The organism is Enterococcus timonensis (assembly GCF_900104595.1).
Lineage (GTDB): Bacteria > Bacillota > Bacilli > Lactobacillales > Enterococcaceae > Enterococcus_J > Enterococcus_J timonensis.
The window spans coordinates 189,908-212,882 of record NZ_FNVY01000003.1 but is presented as its reverse complement, the minus strand read 5'-3'; the positions used below and the strand labels follow the sequence as shown (position 1 = coordinate 212,882).

The 22,975-nt window shown below is 40.1% G+C and carries 14 protein-coding genes and 1 riboswitch; of the genes, 4 read left to right on the top strand and 10 right to left on the bottom strand.

Annotation, left to right across the window (positions count from 1 at the left end; translation table 11 throughout):
- Positions 1-214: 214 nt before the first annotated feature.
- Positions 215-1,141, top strand: coding sequence for an ABC transporter substrate-binding protein (locus BQ5341_RS02745; RefSeq protein ID WP_071130546.1), 927 nt, complete (start codon positions 215-217; stop codon positions 1,139-1,141).
- 85 nt (positions 1,142-1,226) lie between these two features.
- On the opposite strand, the gene BQ5341_RS02740 is transcribed toward BQ5341_RS02745, so the two are convergent.
- Complete coding sequence (locus tag BQ5341_RS02740) at positions 1,227-3,626, bottom strand: Xaa-Pro dipeptidyl-peptidase (RefSeq protein WP_071130545.1); 2,400 nt, start codon at positions 3,624-3,626, stop codon at positions 1,227-1,229.
- A gap of 195 nt (positions 3,627-3,821) precedes the next feature.
- Positions 3,822-4,118, bottom strand: coding sequence for a type II toxin-antitoxin system RelB/DinJ family antitoxin (locus BQ5341_RS02735; protein ID WP_071130544.1), 297 nt, complete (start codon positions 4,116-4,118; stop codon positions 3,822-3,824).
- A gap of 173 nt (positions 4,119-4,291) precedes the next feature.
- A riboswitch (Lysine riboswitch) is annotated at positions 4,292-4,467 on the top strand.
- Positions 4,468-4,556: 89 nt separating this feature from the next.
- Between BQ5341_RS02735 and BQ5341_RS02730 the strand changes: the two genes are divergently transcribed.
- On the top strand, positions 4,557-6,176 hold the full coding sequence (locus BQ5341_RS02730; protein WP_071130543.1) for an ABC transporter substrate-binding protein/permease: 1,620 nt from the start codon (positions 4,557-4,559) through the stop codon (positions 6,174-6,176).
- Positions 6,177-6,188: 12 nt separating this feature from the next.
- Positions 6,189-6,923, top strand: coding sequence for an amino acid ABC transporter ATP-binding protein (locus BQ5341_RS02725; protein ID WP_071130542.1), 735 nt, complete (start codon positions 6,189-6,191; stop codon positions 6,921-6,923).
- A gap of 42 nt (positions 6,924-6,965) precedes the next feature.
- Here BQ5341_RS02725 and BQ5341_RS02720 read toward each other — a convergent pair whose 3' ends face one another.
- From BQ5341_RS02720 to BQ5341_RS02685, 8 genes are all read right to left on the bottom strand, one after another.
- Complete coding sequence (locus BQ5341_RS02720) at positions 6,966-8,903, bottom strand: acyltransferase family protein (protein WP_071130541.1); 1,938 nt, start codon at positions 8,901-8,903, stop codon at positions 6,966-6,968.
- A gap of 238 nt (positions 8,904-9,141) precedes the next feature.
- A complete protein-coding gene (locus tag BQ5341_RS02715; protein WP_071130540.1) occupies positions 9,142-9,570 on the bottom strand; it encodes a universal stress protein in 429 nt (142 codons plus the stop codon).
- Entirely contained in the window at positions 9,557-10,423 is an 867-nt protein-coding gene (locus BQ5341_RS02710; RefSeq protein WP_071130539.1) for a class C sortase, read from the bottom strand. The genes BQ5341_RS02715 and BQ5341_RS02710 overlap by 14 nt, the downstream gene beginning before the upstream one ends.
- 69 nt (positions 10,424-10,492) lie before the next feature.
- Positions 10,493-12,646, bottom strand: coding sequence for a pilin N-terminal domain-containing protein (locus BQ5341_RS02705; protein ID WP_071130538.1), 2,154 nt, complete (start codon positions 12,644-12,646; stop codon positions 10,493-10,495).
- Between the two features lie 40 nt (positions 12,647-12,686).
- Positions 12,687-14,810, bottom strand: a complete 2,124-nt coding sequence (locus BQ5341_RS02700; protein WP_071130537.1) for a pilin N-terminal domain-containing protein — start codon at positions 14,808-14,810, stop codon at positions 12,687-12,689.
- 1 nt (position 14,811) lies between these two features.
- Entirely contained in the window at positions 14,812-18,126 is a 3,315-nt protein-coding gene (locus BQ5341_RS02695) for a SpaA isopeptide-forming pilin-related protein (RefSeq protein WP_071130536.1), read from the bottom strand.
- Between the two features lie 302 nt (positions 18,127-18,428).
- A complete protein-coding gene (locus tag BQ5341_RS02690; RefSeq protein ID WP_071130535.1) occupies positions 18,429-20,216 on the bottom strand; it encodes a heavy metal translocating P-type ATPase in 1,788 nt (595 codons plus the stop codon).
- A gap of 163 nt (positions 20,217-20,379) precedes the next feature.
- Complete coding sequence (locus tag BQ5341_RS02685) at positions 20,380-21,216, bottom strand: Fic family protein (RefSeq protein WP_071130534.1); 837 nt, start codon at positions 21,214-21,216, stop codon at positions 20,380-20,382.
- Positions 21,217-21,521: 305 nt separating this feature from the next.
- Between BQ5341_RS02685 and BQ5341_RS02680 the strand changes: the two genes are divergently transcribed.
- A complete protein-coding gene (locus BQ5341_RS02680) occupies positions 21,522-22,949 on the top strand; it encodes a helix-turn-helix domain-containing protein (RefSeq protein ID WP_158661729.1) in 1,428 nt (475 codons plus the stop codon).
- Positions 22,950-22,975: the final 26 nt, after the last annotated feature.

Below are 22,975 nucleotides of genomic sequence, written 5' to 3'. Positions count from 1 at the left end.
TCGCTTTTAATTCCGTCATGAGTCTCTCCTATGTATTATTGACAACCGCTACTGATAACCATTCTCAATTATCCCTTTAATCTTTTCATTCGTCAATAGGCTTAAGTGGAAAATGAATTTCGCTGGCTGCTGCAAAAATTTTAGGTTGACTTTACCACTGAGTTTGTTAATACTGGTAATTGAGAATGATTTTCAATTAGGAAAGGAATTTACGATGAAAAAAATGACTAGAACGATGATTTTCCCGCTCCTTTTGTTAAGCACGTTTTTATTTGCCGGCTGTAGTTCGCAAAATAATAATTCTGCTGGTGAAAGTGAAACAAAAACAGACGCCTTAGATCATGAAGTGAGCGTTCCTGCTAATCCAAAACGAATCATCGCCAGCTACCTCGAAGATTATCTGGTGGCTCTTGATGTTAAACCAGTGGCGCAATGGACCGTTGGCAGTGGATCGATCCAAACTTATTTGCAAGAAGGATTAAAAGATGTCCCCACCATCAACTTTGATTTGCCTTATGAAGACGTCTTAGGTTTTGAGCCAGATTTGCTGCTGATTGACTCCAATTCCATGGTTGAAGGCGGAAAATATGCTGAATACAATAAAATCGCGCCAACTTATGTAGTGAAAAACGGCGACGATGTCTCTTGGCAAGAAAAATTAACAGATATTGCTAATGTCTTAGATAAAGATAAAAAAGGAGAACAAGTCATTGCTGATTACGAAGCACTTGTCAAAGAAGCCAAAGAAAACTTAGCAGATAAAATTGCTGGCAAATCGGCGGCTGTTTTATGGGTGACTAATAATTCTGCTTTTATGGTGGCTGAAAATCGCTCCAGCGGAAATTTACTTTATGAACAACTAGGCTTTGAAGTGCCTAATCTGACTAAAGAAATCAGTGCGTCGGCCACTTCCGATTGGTCGGCAGTCTCCTTAGAAAAACTTGCTCAACTTAATGCCGATTATCTGATTTTAGTAAATAGCGACAGCGGTGCTAGCATGTTTGATGATCAAATTTGGCAAAATATTCCGGCTGTGAAAAATAATAATTTGTGGACATTTGGACCTGAAACGAGTTGGCTTTATAACGGGCCAATCGCCTATACTAAGATGATTGAAAATATTCAAGATAAACTAAAATAAAATTTCTACTCAAAAAAATCCCGAAAAATGAATTCACATCATTTTTCGGGCTTTTTTATTGTAAAAATTTTAATAATTTTTGAATTTATTTTTGCAAAGGTAATTTTAACTGGGCTTGATCAAGGTCTAACGTATAAACAATTTCCTGATTGCCGCGAACAGTCATGCCAAAGTCCGTGGCGTAAACCACTAAGCCCAATTTATGACCTTTCGGCACTTTATAAATGGTCGGTTGCAGTTGTAAAGAAATTTCTACCATTTCATTTGCTTTTAAATCATCCACTTGATAAGCATTATGACGATTTTGCAAATTCAGATGTCCTTTAGTAATCATTTTAAAAGGTGTTTTTTCTGCCAGTTGAAATTCTCTTAGCGCATCGCTGCGCCATTGATAGCCGAGATGCAGACCTTTAGAAGAAAGCATTGCGGGTGTGACGCCTAAACGTTTTTTCTCACCATAATCTACCAATTGCACACTTAATAATCCGATGTTTTCGCTTGAAGAAACTTTTAGGCTGAGTTCTGGTGCCCCGCTTAAAAATAAATCTTCCGTTAAAGTCGCGGACTGAACTAAAAAGCGATTTTCAGTCATGGGCGAGGCAGCTTCCAATAATTCAGTGGCCCAAAGCTGGTTGTTTTTGGCATATTTTTCAAAAACTTTCGCTGGCAAATGGTCTTTAAATGTCACTTTCGCTGGTGCTAAAGGCGCGGTTTGTAATTGATCGGCCCCAAGGTACCAATTTTTTTTGTGTTCATTTTCCCAATTATCTAGTCCTTGCCATTTTTCAACTTCTAAATTATCTTCAAAAATCACTGGCGGTAAAATTTCTGTTGCTTGATTTTGGCAATCGTACAATTTTTCGCTGAGCCAGAGATTTACCACATCATGAAAATCAAACGACGGCATCCCGTTAATATAAATATGTTGCCCTTGATGCAAAATAATTTTTTTGGCGACATGTGCTTTTTCTAAGGCGTTCCACAGTTGATAAACTTGCCGAGGTTTGACATTCCAGTCATTTAAACCGTGAACTAAAAGCACGTCGCATTTGATATTTTTCACGTGTGGCAAATAATTCCGTTCATCCCAAAATGTATTGTAATTGCCGGTAATGCGATCTTGAGCACGTGCCATTGCTAGTTGTTTCTCGTCAAAAAAGTTTTTCATTTTCAAATAATCGCCTGCTTGCATAGAGCGAGAGAAAGTTTCTTCGGCTAATACGTCGCAATCTTCGCCGGGAAATCCACCGGGGGCCACCACCAAACCATTGTCGCGATAATATTGGTACCAATTGGAAATCGCCGCTTCTGAAATAATTGTTTCCAGTCCTTGTACGCCAGTTGTCGCCACAGCCGTTGCTAATGTTCCTAAGTAAGAACGACCGGTCATGGCAACTTTTCCATTTGACCAAGTAGCCGCAATTTCAATTTGATCCACCCGATTAGTAAATGCCCGCCGATTGCCGGCTAGCCACTCAACAATATTTTTCATGCTTTCCGTTTGTTCCACCGATCCGCAAGTTTGAATTCCGTCAGAATCTTTGGTGCCAATTCCAGCCGCATACACGCTAGCAAATCCGCGGGCCAACAAATAATCATTCAAGCTGTAGACTTTTTCTTCAAAGAAAGTTTCCGTCGCCTTTTCAGCGGTTCCTAAAACTTCACGTTCTGCCGGAAGTTCTACTGGCACTTTTCCAAATGCAATCTCTTCGTAAGAAACTTTCTGCGGCGTTTTGCGTGTTAAAGGTACATTGACCTCGTGCATTTTCGTATCCCCAGTCAAATGATTAATTCCTTGGTCATAAGGACTAGCAGTAAAAAGTACGGGCACTGGACTAATATCCGATTCTTTCGGGCGAATGATTTCTACTTTTAATAAATCCCGCACGCCGTCTTCATCAGAATCCAAACTAGACTCCACATAAACGACTTCCCGAATCACCCCAGTCATATCAAAAACGGCTTGGCTTTTGCCATTAAAAAAGTACGGCTGCGGTAAATTTTTCCCCGCCAAAAATCCGCGACTGGCTAACTCATCTAAGAAAGTTAATCCTTTCGTGTTATGGGTAGTAAGTAGCTGATACCAAGCTGTTAAGACCGTTTCGCTTTTTGTAAAATCACCATCGATAACCGACACACCAGAATCTTTAGCGGCCTTCAAGAAATCTTTGACTGTTAAAAAATTATCTTCATAAAACTCTAACAGTTGCAAAGCTACACAATAAAAAACTTCCTCTGATAAATTGGCATCACCGGCGAAAAAATCAGCCAAAGTTTCTTCTGTGCTAGCTAACATCCGGGTGAAATAATCTTCAATACTACTTTTATTTTGAAATTGAGGGAAACTTTTCTCTAAAAATTCCCGAAACAATTTTTTCCCGTCGATTGTGTCACTGGTTTCATTTGTTAAAAAACCAAGCTCACTTAGTTCTTTTTTAACCGTATCTAATGTTTCATTTTTTTGAGCAAATTGATTAATTCTCACGAAAAAAACTCCCTTCATTTTTGCAATGACTTACCTATTAGTATAGCAGAAAAAGTTAATATTCTTTAAATAAACCCAACGAAAAAACTCGCAAAAGTTAATTGTCATTTCAACTTTTACGAGCTTTTTTTATTATCTTAGTCAAGTATCATTTAAAAAGATCGGCATGCGATCCAGTTCGTTTGTGAAGTTGTCCTATAATCCAGCATCTTCTTGTCCAAGTGTTTGAGTTTTCATTTTTGCAAAATAATCATCTAGACTTTCCGTATTTGCAGCTGGTTTTTCTTGGATTATTTTGGCCGTTTCTGAAAATGCCTGCAAGCTTTCTTCGTTAAACTCTTTTTTAATAATTTTGATTTCGAAAGGAAATTCACCCGTTTGAACAAAGCGCGTTAAAAATATTTTTACTGCCGTAGCGGTATTCATTCCCACAGCTTCAAACATTTGATCGGCTTCTTGTTTTAAATCATCATCGACTCTAATATTAGACATTTCTCTCACCTCTGACTTTATTTTATCTCTTTTGCGTTCAAATGTATACTTTTTAACACATATGGGCACTTTTTTAATCGGAAAATAAACACGAAAAATGATTTTCTAAAATCATTTGACATTTATCATCATCTGGTTTATCGTAGTGACCATGATAACTAAATAGCTTGGAATTTCAAGGTAGAGGTTGCAGGGACCATGAAACTAGTGGAGCGTCAGTGTGCGCGGTGAAACTAGCAGAGGGGAACTTGCCGAAATGAGTTGCGGTCACTAACGTAATTTGTTGGGGTAAAGGAGAATATCTTTTACACTGTCTTAGTCTAAACAACTAAGGGGCGCTAATCTAGAATCCATTCATTCGAATGAATCAGTTTTGCAGCCTTTGTTTTTTCCCAAGGGCTGTTTTTTGTTGTCTAATAGATAACAGGAGGAGTTTATATGCGTAAAAAAAGTTTTATTTTTCTATTATTTACTTTAGTGGTGGGCGTTATTTTGCCGCTAACAAGTCTAAATGGTACCCATGTTTCTGCCGCTGAAAATAACGACGAGTTTCGGGTAGGACTGGAGGCTGCGTATGCGCCTTTTAACTGGACGCAAAAAACGGCTGAAAATGGTGGCGTCCAAATTTCTGGCGAGCCGGATTTTGCCAATGGTTACGACGTGCAAATCGCCCAAAAAATTGCCGATGCTCTAGATAAAAAATTGGTGATTGTCAAAAGTTCTTGGGACGGTCTCGTTCCTAGTTTAACTTCTAAAAAAATTGACGCGATTATCGCCGGCATGAGTCCCACTGCTGAACGGGAAAAAGAAATCGACTTTTCCGATAGCTACTGGACTAGCGATTTAATTGTGGTGGTGGAAGCTGACGGGCCGTACGCCTCAGCAACTTCATTAGATGATTTTGCCGATGCAAAAATTACTGCCCAATTAAATACATTCCATTATTCAGTCATCGATCAGATTTCCAATGTTAAAAAACAAACCGCGATGGAAGATTTTAATACGATGCGCGTGGCACTAGCTTCCGGTGTCATTGACGGCTACGTGGCGGAACGTCCTGAAGGGGTCACCGTTGAGGCTAAAGATGCTCAATATAAAATGATTGAATTTCCAGACGGCGCCGGCTTTGTCACCAATCCTGAAGATACCCAAATTTCAGTCGGCCTTAGAAAAAACGATCCCAACTTAGCGACCATTAATCAAGTAATTGCCGGTATTTCTGAAAACGATCAAAAAGCATTAATGGATCAAATGATTGCCGATCAACCTGGTCAAGAAGCCGAAGCAACCGAGGACAGTACTGGTCAAGAAACTAAAAACCGCAACACTTTTGTCGCCATCTTACAAGACAACTGGCAAATGCTTTTGCGCGGCACTGGCTACACTGTTTTAATTGCTATGGTAGGTACTGTGGTTGGTTTATTGATTGGACTTTTAATCGGGGTCTTCCGTTCAGCGCCGACACCTGATAATGGTTTCCGCCGTTTCTTCCACAAATTATTTGAAAAAATATTAATTGTTTATATTGAAGTTTTCCGCGGGACGCCCATGATGGTGCAAGCAATGGTTATTTATTACGGGCTGGCCCAATTTGCCGGAATCGATCTGAATCGAATTATCGCCGCGCTAATTATTGTTTCTATTAATACTGGGGCTTACATGTCTGAAATTGTCCGCGGTGGAATTTTTTCCATTGACGAAGGCCAGTTTGAAGGGGCCGAAGCCATTGGGATGACGCACGGTCAATCGATGCGCAAAGTCATTATGCCTCAAGTGATTCGCAATATTTTGCCAGTTACCGGGAATGAATTTGTAATTAATATTAAAGATACTTCTGTTTTGAGTGTGATTTCTGTTTCGGAATTATTTTTCGCCGGCCGGACGATTACCGGTTTTAATTTAAATTTTTATGAAACTTTCTTGATTATTAGCGCTATTTATTTGATTTTAACTTTGAGCATTACGCAAATTTTGCGCTTGGTTGAACGAAAACTAGACGGCCAAAATAACTACATTCCTTATGCCAACCAAGATCAAGTCACGCACATTAAAAAATAGGAGGAACCTTTGATGGAAAATATTATTGCAATTGAACATTTACAAAAAAAATTCGGCGAAAATGAAGTGCTGAAAGATATTAATTTAACGGTTGAAAAAGGCGAAGTGGTTACCATTATTGGCTCCTCCGGTTCTGGGAAATCCACCTTGCTGCGTTGCATTAATTTACTGGAAAAACCTAGTGCCGGCGATATTTTATATAAAGACGAAAGCATTTTGGCCGCTGATTTTAATTTGCCACAATACCGAACTCACGTGGGGATGGTTTTCCAACAATTTAATTTGTTCGCTAATTTAAATGTCTTGGAAAATTGCACCGCAGGCCAAACGGTTGTTTTGAAACGTTCCGAAGAAGAAGCTAAAAAAATTGCCTTAGAAAATTTGGAAAAAGTCGGCATGACACCATTTATCCAAGCGCGCCCTAGCCAATTATCTGGTGGCCAAAAACAACGGGTGGCCATCGCCCGCGCGTTATCCATGGATGCATCCGTGATGCTTTTTGACGAACCCACTTCAGCGCTAGATCCTGAAATGGTAGGCGAAGTGTTAGAAACTATGAAATCTCTAGCCCACACCGGACTGACCATGATTGTTGTGACTCACGAAATGGCGTTTGCCAAAGAAGTTTCCGATCGGGTTATCTTTATGGATCAAGGCGTAATTGCCGAAGAAGGCCGCCCAGAAGATATCTTTACACAACCAAAAGAAGAACGAACGCAAGAATTTCTTCAACGGGTTTTAAAATAATTACAAAAAAATCGTCGAATCCTAAAAAGGACTCGGCGATTTTTAATTTAAATTAGCATAAAGTTGATCTAATAAAAATTTCGTATATTGAATGCTGCCTTCTGGATTTGGATGAGTTAAATCATCATAAAACCAAGCGGGAGAATTAATACTATAATCATGCCAATTCAAAATGGTCAAATTAGGATAATCAGCGGCCAACCGATTCAAAGTATTATTTACCTCGTCTTGCCAACGAATCGAAGCTTTGACATTGATCCAAAAAACCTTTCGATTGGTCCCGATGACATCCATCACTTCTTTAAATCGTTCATCCGAAAAAGGTCCATTTGTCCCAAGGGCCATCACGATATTATCGGCTAATTTCCCTTGCGCGTTGAGTTCTTGGAGAACTGGCACGGTGCGATAAACTTGGCGAGAGATTTTTCCGTCGATCACTAGATTCGGAGAAATTTCTAATAAATCGGGTGCCGAGGCTAACAAGACTGAATCACCAACGGCCGTTAAAGATAAATTTTTCGCAAAATGAATTTCGTCAGCTGTCACTTGATATTTTTCTGCTAGGGCGGTGACGGTGGCGTCTTCTGTTGTTCCGCTGTTATCGGGAACCTTTGTTGAAGCATCTGTTGTTGTGGAACTTGTTGTTTCCTCACTTGTGTCAGTTACCGAGTGAGCGGTTGTTTCTGTTGTTGCTCCTTCAGATGTCGTGGTTTCTGTGGCGGCCGAACTTTCTGCAGTCTGCTGCGTTTTGTCGATCAATGCTTGATTTTGTTCCAGCTGTTCTTTTAATATTGCGCTGTCGTCTTTAACTTCTGCTTTAGGCGTACGGACTAGACCTGCCACCGACACGCCGAAAAATAAAACAACTGCTAACAAAGCTGCCACTAGCACCGGTTTTTTTGGTCGCTTCACCAAAACATTTAGCAGTCGAGTGGCCATTTCTGAAACAACTAAGACAATTACAAATTCAATCAAAGCGTGCCAGTACGCGTGCTCGGCGACATTGAATTTTGCTTCATAAAAAATCATCACCGGATACTGAAATAAATAAATCGCGTAACTACGACTCCCCAGCCAGCGAATGACCGGACCGTTGAACCATTTTTTAAAATTCGATTCCGGATGAACCACCATCATTAGCAAAACACCGGCCAGCAAACTATAGCCGTACATCCCGCCATAATAAATAAATGCGTGCTGATCAGAAAAAATAAACATCCCTACAATGACTAAAACTAAAGTCAATATTCCAGTTAGATTTAAAACTTTTTTAGTTTTAAGCGGAATTTTTTCTTTCAAGCGCACTTGCGGCCAAATCATCGCCACCATGGCACCAATCACAAAAGAAAAAGCCCGCGTGTCGGTGCCATAATAAGCCCGATTAGCATTTTCTGGTCGGAAAAAAATCGCCAGCAAAACTGCCGAAAGAACGCTAAGTCCTAGCAGTGTTAGAAATTTTTTCCCGTTGTGATTTTTGAAAATTTTCCTAAGCAAAATAAAAGTTAGTGGTACTAAAATATAAAGTTGCGCTTGGACTCCTAGAAACCACAAGTGGGTATACGGCGATTGATTGGAAAAACGATCGAAATACGAGGAGCCATTTAAAATTTGCCACCAGTTGTTGTACATCAGTAAAGTGGAAGCCACTGCCCCGCGAGCCGCAAGCAATAAATTTTTTTGAAAAAAGTACATATAAGTCAGACTTGAGCCAAACATCAACAGCAACATCGGATACAATCGTTTCACACGATGAGCGGCATAGCGCAGCCAATTTATTTTGCCATTTTCTACTTGCTCTTTGTGCAAATGATCGGTCAACAAATAACCGCTGGACACAAAAAACAGCACAACACCTAAGTAACCGCCCACCACATGATTGGGCAGCAAATGATACAAAATAACACCGAGCACCGCAATACTTTGATAACCCGCCAATCCTAAAATACGCCGAGATTTTTTGGGGAATTTATTTTCTGTCATTATTTTTCATCCTATAATATTTTCTTGAGTTCAGTTTAAGTCATTTATATTACAAAGTAAAGAGTTTTGTAACGGTTTTGTAATATTTTGATGAGTATGCTGAATGAGTCTCCAGATTAGCAGAAAAACATTTTTTTGAATACTTTTATGTTTCACAAAAAAGCTGTACCAAAAAATCCGGCTCAGCTTTTTTGAATTTATTTTCTACACTCCATAACACAATTTTTACAACCTTTTTTTATCGACAGATTAGTACGTCGCATTTGGCGTGGCGGACGACGTATTCGGAGATGGATCCTAATAACATCCGCTCGATGGCGTTTAAGCCGCTGGCACCTAACAGCAATAAGTCGATCCCGTATTTTTCAGGAATGTCGGTAGCGATGAGTTGCTTGGGCGACCCGTAAGAAATATTAATCTCGCAAGCCACACCGGCAGCCACGGCTTCGGCCACTAGCGGTTTTAAATAAGCCGAGGCGCTGCTATTGCTTTCTTCAATTAAAACGTCATCCAATTTTTCCATTTGCTGAAACGGTCGGGCATCGACTACAAAAACCAGCAGTAAAGTCCCGTGATTTCGTTGGGCTATTGCCACTCCTTTTTTATAAGCTTCATGCGCCTGGTTGGAGCCATCCATGGCCACCATAATTTTTTTATACGTGAACATTTTTACGTCCCCCATTTTTATTATTTTTATTTTTCTTGTTAATCCACCATAAACCTAGCGAAATGGCCGCCAGAATTCCCACAATAGTTAAAATAATCACCCACAGTTTGTGATTGCCCATTCCCGCTTGCAAGATTTCATGCTCTTCGGTGTAGGGAATCCGCACGCCCCGCACTAACAGGCGATGGGAATTTACCATGTACGGAGTGCAGGTCATCAAGGTGACGTAATCTTTTCCTTCCACTCGCAATAGGTCGTCCACGTCTGTTGGTTCAATTATTTTTATTTGATCGACTTGATAAGCCAACTTCTCACCCGCTACTTCTAAGAAAAAGACATCATCTTCTTCAACTTGTGGCAATTTGGAAAAAAGTTCAGCTTCCGGCATTCCGCGATGGGCCATGATCACCGCATGGTTGCCAAGGCCCCCAGTCGGCAGCGAAGATCCGTAAAGATGCGCCGCCCCCCGATTCAAGAATGCATCGGTGCCGGTGTCAAACACGGGCATCTCTCCTTTAATAGAAGGAATGGTTAAAATCGCCAGCGTCCGCTCCTCGAAAAAATCCAGCGTTGGCTCGACGTCAACCACCGTTTCTTCCGCTAAAAATTCTGTATCGGCTGGTCTGGCGTTTTCTTCGGCAATTCTTTTATTTTCCTCGGCAAATTTTTCCTGGAGTGCCACTAGTTCTTCTTCGTTGCGCTGAGCATTTTCCTTTTGGAATTGGCTGATTAAATATTGATCATAGGCTTTTTGCAGCGCATCTTGATAAAAAGGATAGGTGAAAATCCCCAAGCCAATCAAAAAGACTACTGATAAGATAATGTTTTTGTAATGTCGTTTTAAAAATTTCATAGCAACCTCCCGATTCAATTTTCTACTATGTAAAATTAGGGCGCTGGTCGGCGCCCTAATTTAAAATATTTATGCTGCTTTTTTCTTGTTCTTAGTAACCATTACCACTCCAGCCATAGCTAGTCCACCGATTAGGTAGAAGATAAGTGTTCCGATACCACCAGTTGAAGGTAGTGAACCTTTGGCGATATTGTCAATATCCATTAGATTATCTTCATTTGAAAATGAACCATAATAGACTGGGAAATCAAATCCTGTATCTGGTAAGATATAGCGATCACTAGGTGCTGCGAACTCTTGTAGAGTATAAGTTGTATACGGAACCTCTTCGCCGTCTGCATCTTCATCGTAATCTAAACCTTCTACTTGGAATAAGCCATTATCATCGGAAACAAATTTAGCAAGATGATAAATAACTGGAGCGTTGCCACCTACAGCGTGACCGACTTCTTCTGGTGGCATTCCATTTTCTAACTCCAAGATTGCTAACGGCAACCAATGATTTACTCCATCTATGCGGTAAAGAACTAATCCGTCATCTTCAACATAAAATTCAGCACCACTTAAAGTTTCATTAGAGTCAACATCGACTTTTTTAAATTTACGTCCACCAGTAAGAACTGTTTCACTGTCCTTATCTTTTTCATAACCAGTATCAATATTTGCGGTATTAAGTAACTCTACGTCTGCTACATCAGTAGTTTCACTTAAAACCAGAGTATAACTCATCGCGATTGTTGCACCAGCGTAATGAGCTAAGTTTTCAGCAGGATTTGTGAATTGTACTCCTAAGAAGTTATCAGTTACGTCCGTTGTTAAAGGTGCATTATGAATTTTTTGATACATACTTTGAATTGCTGCCCCTCTATCAAAGGAAACTACTACTGGTATTTGATTCAAACTAGTACTAGTTATAGCTGATGCCGTACGATCATTAGTTATTGGATCATACGCTACTGTTTCAAACGAAATTGAATCTTCATCAATGAAACTTAACGCTGGATTATGTTCATCTAGGATAAAGAAGTCTGTATATTTATAACCCTCGGCATCTTCATAGGCGATATCTATTGGTACATTAAACTCTACCGTATAGTTAATTTCACCAAACTCATTTACAACGTCTTCAACTGTTTTAATTGGACCTAACTCATTATTGATAATTGAGTTTGCAGCCGTTAGACTTGCTTTATACTCATTTTCTTCATTCAATGTGAATGGAATACTTCTATTTCCTTCTGGGATATCACCATCTAATATATCTCCAGTTGCAACCTCTTCTAAATACAAAATTGTTGGTTCATCAGAAGATCGCGGAATTCCGGAGAAACTATCTTTTCCGTTTTCGCCAGTTTTCATTTTAGCAAGAGTACCATCTTCTGATGGATTAGTAGAAGTAACCCATGAACGATTTCCATTAGCGGCTGGATCAGTTAAATATTCTTTTGTAGTACCGTTCAAACGATAAATAACAAATTCTGCTCCAGCGACGGTAGCTTGTTCACCGGCGACTGCTTGTAATCTCTTTTCAATTTCTACTGTACCTAAACCAGTTTCATTTTTTGGATAAAGGTGAATTACATCTAATTCCTTATCTGTATACTTGCCAGTGGCAGTATTATACTCATAAGCTGGTAAAGCGAGCAGCATTGGGATGGCAGTTGTAATGACGTTGGCTGGTAATGAGTCTTCATCTTCTAAAATCAAGTAGATGGCACCACGCTTAACAGTAATGCCCTCACCTTCATCAGTCCCAGTTACCAAGTCAACCTCTTTAGGAAGATCAACTGTAGACAATCCATTTATGTCTGTTGGGCCAGCATTTACCACTAAAGTTGCTGTTCCAACAGAGGCTTCATATAGCCTAACATCGCCTTCGTCGTCTACAGTAAGTTCACCGGATTGAACCACATTTTTAATCTCATCAACTGACAGCTCGGCTCGCAAATCATAATAAGCGGCTGAGATATCCCAGATATTAAAACTTACTCCGCCTAATGGTTTAGCTGTTGTTCCAAAAAGGTTATTTCCCATGATATTACCAGTATTTTGAACTAAACTAGATGGTAAATTCTCCATCTGTAATTTATGCAAATTAACCGTTACTGTTTCCACGGCTACTTCTGCTGATACTTGTTGAACACCACTAACAACGCCCAAAGCCATGGGGGCTAAGAGTAGAGATAGTGCTGCTGCTTGATAAGCTTTTTTCTTAAAATTCATAATTAATCTCCTTTTCATTTTTTTGGTTACTCTCAGCCATTTATTTTCTTTGTTTCAAAGTTTTAAAAGAGTATGTGCTCACTCCGACTAGGATGAAGAATAAGCCGAGTCCTAAGAGCCAATTCATGCTAGCTTCACCAGTACTTGGGAATCTTCCAGGTTTTCCTGGATCTACTGGTGGATCACTTAATTTGCGGTTACCAATAACGAGTCCGGCTGCGGGTTGACCGCCTACTGAGAAACTTCCGGCGCTAACACTAAATGCTACGGGCTCACTTAATAATTGGTAGCCTGCTGGTGCGATAATTTCTTGTAAGAAATAATCACCGTATGCTAAACCTTCGATAGCAAATGTGCCATCAGCAGCTGAAACAACTTTTTTCGCTTGATTTACATTAGTCGTCCAAATCGTTTCACCTTCAACGATTTGTAAAAATTCGCCGTTTGCATTTTGAATAGCAAACTCAGCGTTAGCTAATAGAGAACTTGGGCGTTCCATATCAACTTTTACAAAACGACGGCCACCGGTATAAACAATTTCTTCATCGGTGTCTACGGTATAATCGTAGTCGGCGTGTTTGTAAATCAGTTGAGCGACGTTTTCTAAAGCAACATCAGCTGGTGCACCTTCGTCGATCTTCATTTGATAAGCGAATACTAATTCTTGACCGGCAAATTCTGCCATATTCGCCTTTAAAAAGTCAATATCGATACTTGCTTGCCAACTAGAATTATTTGCTGCAACAGTAACACTCATCAAAGCATCTTGTTGTGCTTCCGTTAAGACGTTGCCATCAACACTAACTTGCATTGAACCTGGAATGAAGGAAAGATACTCATTGGCTGTATCACTCACCGTCATCTCCGTGAAAAATTCTGGAAACTGTGGCAAAATTAGCGACAATTCGTACTGAATGGACTCACCATAAGCAAAGTCTTCGCGATCTTCAGCGAGAATTTTATCAAGAATTAACATCCGATCATTGGTAACAATCGGAATACCTTCCCAAGATGGACTTTGCAAATTAGCATAATCCAAAGTGATTGCGGTCCAATCAGGTTCGGGTTCAAGCATTTCCTGTCCGTTGACCGTAACCGAATAATCCCATGTATCTGGAATGAATACTTCGACTGCGCGACTTTCGCCACTAATTAAATATTCTGGTGTTGCTTTAACTTCTTCAAAGTAATACGTTCCTGGAATGAGTAGCCCACCATCCATGGACACTACGCCATTTTCTTGCGATTCATAAATGGAGCGCTCTTGTCTGATTAAATCATCATAGTCGGCATGACCTAAATCATTTTGGATAACTTGTTTCCAGCTATGTTCACTCGGCATCTGTGTTGGATCTGCAATATAAACATATTCCTTCATATCGCCATTCATACGATATAGAGCAAATTCTGAACCAGCTAGTGGCACTGAATCTCCTGTTAACTCACGTCCGATTTTTACAAACCATGGGTCACGTGCGTAACCGAGATTTTTCGGATATAAGTGAAGATAAGAATCATCGAACAATCCTCCATCGTCATTAACGATTGGGAAAGCCACTAGCATTTTTTCTGCCCATTTAGTGAGGTCAACGTTCATTCCGTCAGCGATATTCGTTTCTACAATCATGTAAACTGCATTTTGACCATCGCTATACTTTGGCACACTTTCAAATAGCGCCAAACCTTTATCTTCTTCGAGTTCACCAATTTTCTGCGTGCTAGTTGTTTGTACGTCGATAACAGTACCTACTGTTCTTCCGTTGTCCAAAACAACATCGCTATCTTTTTCAGCATCATAAACAGATCGGGGAATATCTTGTAAATCTTGTGTTACTTGTTCTAAGCCAACTTCATATCGTCCGTCATGATAAAACGCCGTAACATCTACCAAGACGAATTTCGCACCATTTAACCCATCAGAAAGTCCTAGAAAATCCGGGTTAGAAGCGCCAGTAACAATTTTACCGTCATTTTGAAATTGCGCTCCTTTGAACTCTTCCACATACTCGCGATCGCGGAAAATTCGTTTGTGAAGGACAATATCTTGGATATCTATTGGTGCTGTTTGGGAAAAAATAGTTTGTACTCCGGTAACTAAACTCAACAGTAAGGGAACCACTAGCAAGATGCTAAAGAGAATTCCTGTGATTTTCTTCTTAGTCATATTAGTATGCCCCCTTCCGATTGCGATTTTTCTCGAAGATAACAATACCAAAAGTACCCGTCAGAACTAACGCACCGATGATAAGGTACTGATAGATCCCTGATCCTCCGGTTGATGGGAGAGGGCTCATGGCTGTGTTATCGATAGTTATTGCAAGAGAAACGTCATTTCCATCTGGATTGAACGCATAATTAGGTTCAGTTCCAACCCAAACTATTTTCCCGTCAATACCTACTGTGAACTGATAGACTTCATCACTAGCGATATATCCGGTTGGTGCGCTTGTTTCTTTAAGATAATACGTTTTACCAATTTCTAGTTCGGTTTCAAATTTAATTTGACCGTCTTTATCAGTTGGTAGACTTTCAAGAACTGTGCCATTAAAAGCGTTAGAATCACTTAAAGTAAATGTTGCTCCAGCTAGTGGTAACTGACTATCACGATCGATTTTTTTAATTTCTAGATTTAATGGTAAGGTCTTGTTAAGCAAATCCAAATCATCTTGACCTGTAATCGTAGCAACCACGCTATTCTGTGCGTTACGACCAACGACTAAATCCCACGTGCCAGCAGCTACTAATGGGTTACCAGTATCTTCCGTGGTTTTGTAAGAACCGACAGCTAGACCTTCTAGCTTTAATTGGTCCTTATCGCTTAAAGTAAGATCACTTCTATCATCAGATACTGTACCTGTGTATGCTAAATCAAACGTTGGAGAAAATCCAGTAGGTAACGGAGCTCCGTTTAACAATTTAGTCAATGTCGCAGCTGCTTTGTTAACATCTAAACTATGGTTGACGTCTTTTTCAACAACATTATCTACACCAAGAATGTTTTCTACTTCACTTCCTCGTTCAGAATCATCAGCATACTCTTTTGCTTTGCCGTCTGCATCATCAATAGTAATTGTTTCTGCGGAAGCTCTGAAAGTTCCTGTGTTTTTATTTTCAACTGATTCCTCTGGATAAGCTTCGACATCCCCCTCAAAGCTACCAGCTACAAACCCAATTTCTGGATAGCTATCTACAGGTGATACAGTTGGTTTTTCAACTTTGTTTGTCCAATTAGTGATTATAGTCGGTTCATCTTGAGCACTTTCGCCCCAATAAATTTCTTCCCTTGTATCTGTAACTTTAAAAGGAAGTAAGCGAACATTTACGTAAGGAGTTGGAAAGTTTTTGGTGGTTACGCCATCAATCATGATTCCTGATTTATCAGCTACATTTGTTGGCACAACATTTCCGCCGGCGAACTTGTCTTTAGCCCGAACGTTAATTGATGTTGTATATTTCACCGTTCCATCAACTTTTTTTGTTGGCCAAACGAGAGTTGTTGTTCCGTCATTATTAACATCAACTGTCAAACCTTCATCTCTTAGCCGCTTTATTTCGTCTGCAGTTAACTCAAATCGAGCATCAATCGTATCTTGAATAGCAACTGAACTAATTTGGCTCGCAATATCATCAAAAATTTTCTTTAAGTCATCTGGATCACTTGCTAAAAGAGAATGATCCGCACTACTCGCTAAGCCTTCCATAAAGGATTCAGCGCTCGTTGCATAACTCTTAGCTTGCTGAATAGCGTAAATCCGCTCATCTACATTTAATAGTGGATTAACTTCTGTTATTGCAGCTATATGGCTCGCGACATCGACAGACGGTCCATAATCTTTGTTCCAGGCCCCATAGGAAATTTCTTGAGTTTTCACATTAGTAAAGCTCCCTTTGTAAGTAAGTCGAGTAAACCAAGAAAAAGGTTCTGAAAATTCTACATTTTGAGTAAGTTCCTCGCTACTTAGATCCAGCTGATATCGCAAACGTCCTAGCTGAGCAGTTGTAGGAGTGGTTGAATTTGAACTCCATGTGCCATTTCCTGCCCAGGTATCAGTCCTTGTATAAAACGAACCGTCAACAAGATCACCAGTAGTTTCTGATGCAATATTTCCTTTAATCATCGAACTCCAGCTCTGCGCCCCCGCGGCGACATTTTCAGAAAATGAATTAGAAGTAGTTGGAACTCCATCTGATAAAAAGATAACAAATAGTGGTCGCCCATCATCACTTTGGAGAGTTTTAGCTTGCTTATAAGCTAACTCCATTCCTAAATCAGAGCGCGTAGCTCCATCAGCTACTAAGCCAGCAATACTTCTATTTAAACTAGTAACATTATCGTCATTTAATGATAAAAAGTCGCTTACTAGTGTTGAACTATCTGCATAACTGACTAAGCTCACTTGACTACTGGGTGCTTTTTTTTGTACATCGGCGATGAATTCTGTTGCCGTGATTTTCAAAATGTCTAGTCTACTTGGATCTTCTCCAGTAGGATTCCTATCATGCTCGAGATCATATGCCATACTCCCTGAGACATCCATCACCAAGATGACATTTGCTCCACCAGCTTGGGCTAGACCATCTACTTCAGCTTCGATATCAATTCGATATTCACGCTTGTCCCAGTCGGTGAGATAAGCATCTTTTTTAAAAGTTTTTACCGTAACATCTCCTGAATCATTTTCAAATGGCTCTGATAGTAAAGAGCCATTATTAAAGAATCCATCCTCTGAAGCAGAGTCTTCAATATTTTCTTCTTCAATTGCTTCTACAGATGAAGATTCAGTAGTTACTTCTTCTGCTGGTGTTTCTACCACTGGCGCTTCTTCTACTTCTCCTGGTGCTACCACGTTCAATGTTGCTTCATCTAAAGCAATCTCGTGGGGTCCGGCAACTTCTTCAGCTAAGATGTCGAAGTTTTCCGTTTCGTTTACTGTCAAAGATTCTGGTACAACTTCGACTTCAACGGCTACTTCATCAATAAGTTGCGTTTCCAACTCTGCTGGTACGACAACTTCTTCAATAATTTTTTCATCCACTTGGAAAGTCACGTGGACTTTTTGCTCGCCAACCTCATAATTAACTAGGTCGGTGGCAAAAGTGATCACACCTTCTTCAACTTCGGATGAATATGTATTTCCTAATACATACCAACCGTCGCTTTCTCCTTCGCCGTCATAATTTAAATTGCGAACACTTCCTAGACCAGTGCCGGCGACGTCAATTTGTACTTTCAAACGTCGTGGATTGATCTGACTGCTCGCTTTTTTCTCATATGAGATTTCCCATTGGATTTCATATTCGGAAACTTCATATGAAACGTCAGCTTTCACTTCTTCTGCGTCCACAATATTTTCCATGACGGTTACCGGTGCTGTCTTGGCGGTAACTTCAATGGCCGGGATCATTCCGGTCAAGTACGGAATTAAAATACCGAGGAGCATCAGCAAGGCTAGGCCTTTTTTGTTTCTCGTAGTATTCAAATCTTTTCCCTCCTTTATTTTTGAGCATAGGTTCCCCGCTCTTAATTCAAGTTTCTTACGGTTGAGATTATAAGGCAAATCTAATCTCTTTATCATTGAAAACAAATTTAATTTTTTTCAAACGTTGATAAGACAGGATTTGCGTGAATTTTTTTTCTGTCTGCTAGAAAATATCTCACAAATAAAAAATATTTCTGTGGAAATTGAGACAAAAGAGAGGCTCTATTGCTCGGAATTGTTCATCGATTTTTCTCCACGCAAAAAATCCGCCCAAAAATTTTGGGCGGATCTTAAAGGAGCTTTTATTTTGTTTTTTTATCGTAGAGGGCGCGCAAGGCGGACAAAATAGAAATCGTGTCGATACCTTCTTGTAAAAAGGCGCCCACTAAAGTCGGGATGAAGCCAAATGCGGCAATAATTTCTAAGATAATACAAATGGCAATGCCGATTAAAACCGATTGGCGGGCGATAACCATGGTTCGTTTAGAAATTTTTACCGCTTCAGCGACGGGTTCTAGACTGTCAGCTAAGACAACAGCATCGGCGGATTCCGAGGCGGCGGTGGCGCCGTGTTTGCCCATGGCGATTCCCACATCGGCTAAAGCTAAAGCCGGCGCATCATTGATGCCGTCTCCTACCATCGCCACTGGATGTTTTTCGGCCGGCAAATTTTTCAAGAAATTTAATTTTTCTTGCGGTAATAATTGGGCGTGAACATTTTCTGGTGCCAAGCCAATTTTCCCGGCAATTAGTTCTGCTTGGGCTTGATGGTCGCCGGTAAGCATCACCGTTTCTAGTCCAGCCTCGTGAATATTTTTCAAAACTCCCGCGGCTTCTGGGCGCAGTTCATCGGAAAAAGTAATCGCTCCGACAAATTGATCATCAAAAGAAATATAAATCGCCGTGGCGTCTTCTTGTTTTGGGGCATTAGTAAAGCTTGCTTTGCCAACTTTGACTTTTTTATCTAAGACAGTCGCCTCAACGCCGACGCCAGGAATTTCTGAAACATTTTCCGCTGGGACAACCCGTGAAAAATGATTTAGCAACGAGTGAGCTAGAACATGATTAGAATTTTGCTCCGCACTGGCGGCATAACAAAGTAATTCTTCTTCAGTGACTGGCGAGACTGGAATTATTTCCGCCACTTGCAAGACGCCTTTAGTTAAGGTGCCCGTTTTATCAAAGGCCATCGTTTTACTTTGCGCTAATTTTTCTAGCGCGGTGCCATTTTTAATGACGATCTGATTGCGGCTAGCTCTAGATAATCCGGCCACCAAAGCAATCGGGGCAGCTAAAATCAGCGGACAAGGCGAGGCCACCACTAAAACTTGGGCGAAACGAGTCGGGTCGCCAGAAATTGCCCAAGCAAGTCCGGCAATTAAAAAACTTACTATTGTAAAAGGCACCGCGTAACGATCGGCCATCCGGACAAAATGCGCCGGCTGACTGTTGGCTTCTTTCACCAGTTTAACAATCGATTGATATTGGGAATTGTCGCTAGTGGCGGTGACTTTCATAGTGACGGCGGCTTCCCCATTTAAAGTGCCTGATAATAATTCATCGCCGACTTTTTTTTCAATCGGGCGCGCTTCACCAGTTAAAGAACTTTCATCAAAGGTCGATTCGCCGCTGAAGACCACGCCATCCACTGGCACCACTTCTAACGGGCGCACCGAAACAATATCACCGACAATAATTTTTTCCACGGGCAAATCTTGAATTTCTTCGCCGACGATTTTGTGGGCCATTTGCGGGGCGTTGTTTAATAATTCCGTTAAGTCGCCGCTGGCTTTGGTGCGGGCGTAATCTTCTAGCGAGTCGCCACCGGTGAGCATAATTAAAATAATTAATGAAGCAAAATATTCTCCCACCGCTAAAGTGGCGACAATGGCGGTGATGGCCAAGAGGTCCACCCCGTATTGTCCGTTTCTTAGCGTTTTAATCATATCGACAAACATCGAAAGGGCAATAATCGAGCCGGCGACAATAATTAATCCTGCCGACCAATTATCTAAATGCAAAATAAATCTTAAAATAAGAGCGATAATGCCGACTACCATAGTCAAGACAAATTTGGTGAAATTTTTCATAGGAACTCCTCCTTGCCTCAAGACTAATCGTTTTAAAAAAATTTTTAAACTAAAGCGACTTAAACGACAATGATAGTTATTCTCAATAAAAAATTTGTCTGAAAATGATATTCAAAACCAAAAGAGACCACCAAATTAAATTGGCGGCCTCTTTTTATTTTCTTTAGCTATTTTTCAGATTTTCTTCTGACAAGATTTTCGCTGTCCGTTCCATCATTATTTTTTTCGACAATTTGTGCTTACCTTCAAATAACAGATTGTCAGTGAACTGAAGCAAATATTTTTTTGTCTTTACAGGTGCTGATACATTGGCCAGAATTAATGCATCCCTAAAAAACTCGGAATGACTTTTAAAAACTTCATTATCTAATTCAAACCCTAACGATCTCAAATATTTGATAGCAAATACCGCCATTGTTCTTGTATTACCTTCCCGAAATGGATGGATTTGCCATATGTTAGAAACAAAATCCATCACGTGTTCCCCTTTTTGCGTTTTGCTCAAATTTTCAACATGAAATTCTTTTTCCAGATCAAAATCATATTTTAAAGTCTCTTTAATCATAAAGTGACTGGCGTATTGAACCGTTTCGCCATTTAACACGTCTTCTTTTTTGGTGATGTTCTGATCCCTGAATTTTCCTACTGGGATATTAGTGAAGACGTCTTTAAATAAATGCCCGTGAATAGCTAATAACGTAGCCGGACTTAAGGAAAAGTAATCGTCTGATAGCAATTCGTTGATTCGCAAGGACACTATATCGGCTTCTTTAGTATCGTTGCTCATTTCATCCGTGGCATAGTATTTTTTAATCGCCGTTTCTACTTCTTGATAAGTTTTTTTACCTTGCGCCTGTTCTTTTGCTAAGCCAACCATATATTTTGACGGTTTTAAACCATCAACAGCTTGTAAACCAAAAGCAGTTTGCCAAAGATCTAATTTTGTTTGATAAGGCAATTCAGTTTCATCAATTTCATAAGGTCTTTCATCAAATTTCATGATAATTCCTTTCCTGTTTAATTTTTTTATCTCACAGATATACTTTATCTTTTAATTTTACACTTTTTAAAATTGTTATTCAAACGGGCGCATACCTCTTTTTATTAAAGGACGTCGATTGAAATTGATTTTTATTAAAATCAGATTCAGAAATATAAAAAATCAAACTAATAAAAAGACCAAGGACCAAAGCCTGCATTTTGCTGCGCCATGGTATAATTAATGAAGAAAGATTTCATTTAAAATCGGTTGGGAGGGGATTTTTTGTTTTTAGAATTATTTTTGGAGCCGGCGGAAAAACCAAGTTGGATTTTTTTCAACAATTGGCCAGCTCGCCACCTGGGTCATATTCCATTCATTCGTTTGAAAAAAATTTGGCGGCAAGTTACGCTAAAATTCAAAAAATCGTTACTGAACTTCACGGCGATTTGAAGAAAATGACTGGTTATTCTTTGGTGGATTCTCGTGGCAAATTGACCTTGAATGACCAGCTGCCAACGCTGGATCGCTACCGGCAATATTTAGTGGAGCATTCTTTATTGATTCGCGTGCTGGAATATTCTCTGACGCACCCTAAAAAAAATATCCACGACTTTTGTCAGGAAAATTTCCTTTCTCGAGCGACAGTTTTCCGCCGTCTGGTACCGATGGAAAAAATTTTAGCGCCTTATCATATTTATTTTCAACCGTCGAAACTTACTTTAACCGGTTCTGAGCAGTCGATTCGTTATTTTCTATGTAATGTTTTGTGGTATTTAAGTTCGGGGGAGTTTGCCAGAGTCGTGGCCGGATTTCCCCAATTAGCCCAGTTGGCCCACCAATTTTCCCGAACATTTCCGCTTAGCACCCAGTGGAGCATGGACGAAAAATTAACGATGGCCTTAGTAATTAGCCATTTACGGCGAGAAGCCGGCTTTTATGTAGCAGAATTATTACCTGCCGCAGAAATCTTGCTCCCTCAAGCAGTTCAAGACACGTGGCAAGAACAACTAAGTCCTTTTTTAAATAACACGCCAGAAAGATTTTTTTTAAGCGAGTTGCGCTTTAGTTGTTTTTTAATTTATTCAGGGGCGATTTACACCGATCTGGCCGCTGATAATTTTAACTATTTGCAACAATGGCGGACTGGCAATACTTTGCAAGAAAAAGTGGTCGCTGAATTTAGTAAATCAATGGTGGCCAATCTTTTTTACGGGCAGGAACCGGCCAACTTTCCGCTAATTTGCGCTAATTTTTTAGGGATGTTCAATACCGCTTTTCTTTTAAATGATACGCCACCGACCCTTTCTACTTTTGTCGGAGGGTATTTGGAAAATCCGGCGACGGCTTTTAGTGATTTACTTTATTTTTGCCAACGATTTTTCCAAAAAATTGTGCGGCGCAAAGAGCTGAATTTTTTAGCTGCGGCCGTTCCATCTCTGGCCAAAAATTTCGCTTATTGCTTGTGGCCGACTTACTACAGCTTTTTGCAAACAAAAAAAATTAAAGTCAGCCTCTTACTCGATGCCAACTTTAATTTATCGCAAGCCGTGGAGCAATTTTTAAATAGTCTGCCCTTTGTAGAAATCGTTCCTCAAAGAAATCAGTGCGATTTGCTCATTGTGCAGCACGCTTTTTTAGTGCCGGAAGATTATAATGGGCCGCTTTATGTTTACAACTATACTTCGATTGGTGAGGATTTTAGTCATTTGGAAGAAACGTTAGACAAATTGCACCAACAATCGCTTAGTTAATTTGTGGGAATTTTAAGTACGTCGCC

What these genes read in the sequence shown, in the direction of transcription:
- BQ5341_RS02730 (WP_071130543.1), top strand. Translation starts at nt 4,557, where the DNA reads ATGCGTAAAAAAAGTTTTATTTTTCTATTATTTACTTTAGTGGTGGGC.
- BQ5341_RS02735 (WP_071130544.1), bottom strand. Translation starts at nt 4,118, where the DNA reads ATGTCTAATATTAGAGTCGATGATGATTTAAAACAAGAAGCCGATCAA.
- BQ5341_RS02745 (WP_071130546.1), top strand. Translation starts at nt 215, where the DNA reads ATGAAAAAAATGACTAGAACGATGATTTTCCCGCTCCTTTTGTTAAGC.
- BQ5341_RS02715 (WP_071130540.1), bottom strand. Translation starts at nt 9,570, where the DNA reads ATGTTCACGTATAAAAAAATTATGGTGGCCATGGATGGCTCCAACCAG.
- BQ5341_RS02700 (WP_071130537.1), bottom strand. Translation starts at nt 14,810, where the DNA reads ATGACTAAGAAGAAAATCACAGGAATTCTCTTTAGCATCTTGCTAGTG.
- BQ5341_RS02690 (WP_071130535.1), bottom strand. Translation starts at nt 20,216, where the DNA reads ATGAAAAATTTCACCAAATTTGTCTTGACTATGGTAGTCGGCATTATC.
- BQ5341_RS02720 (WP_071130541.1), bottom strand. Translation starts at nt 8,903, where the DNA reads ATGACAGAAAATAAATTCCCCAAAAAATCTCGGCGTATTTTAGGATTG.
- BQ5341_RS02705 (WP_071130538.1), bottom strand. Translation starts at nt 12,646, where the DNA reads ATGAATTTTAAGAAAAAAGCTTATCAAGCAGCAGCACTATCTCTACTC.
- BQ5341_RS02685 (WP_071130534.1), bottom strand. Translation starts at nt 21,216, where the DNA reads ATGAAATTTGATGAAAGACCTTATGAAATTGATGAAACTGAATTGCCT.
- BQ5341_RS02725 (WP_071130542.1), top strand. Translation starts at nt 6,189, where the DNA reads ATGGAAAATATTATTGCAATTGAACATTTACAAAAAAAATTCGGCGAA.
- BQ5341_RS02710 (WP_071130539.1), bottom strand. Translation starts at nt 10,423, where the DNA reads ATGAAATTTTTAAAACGACATTACAAAAACATTATCTTATCAGTAGTC.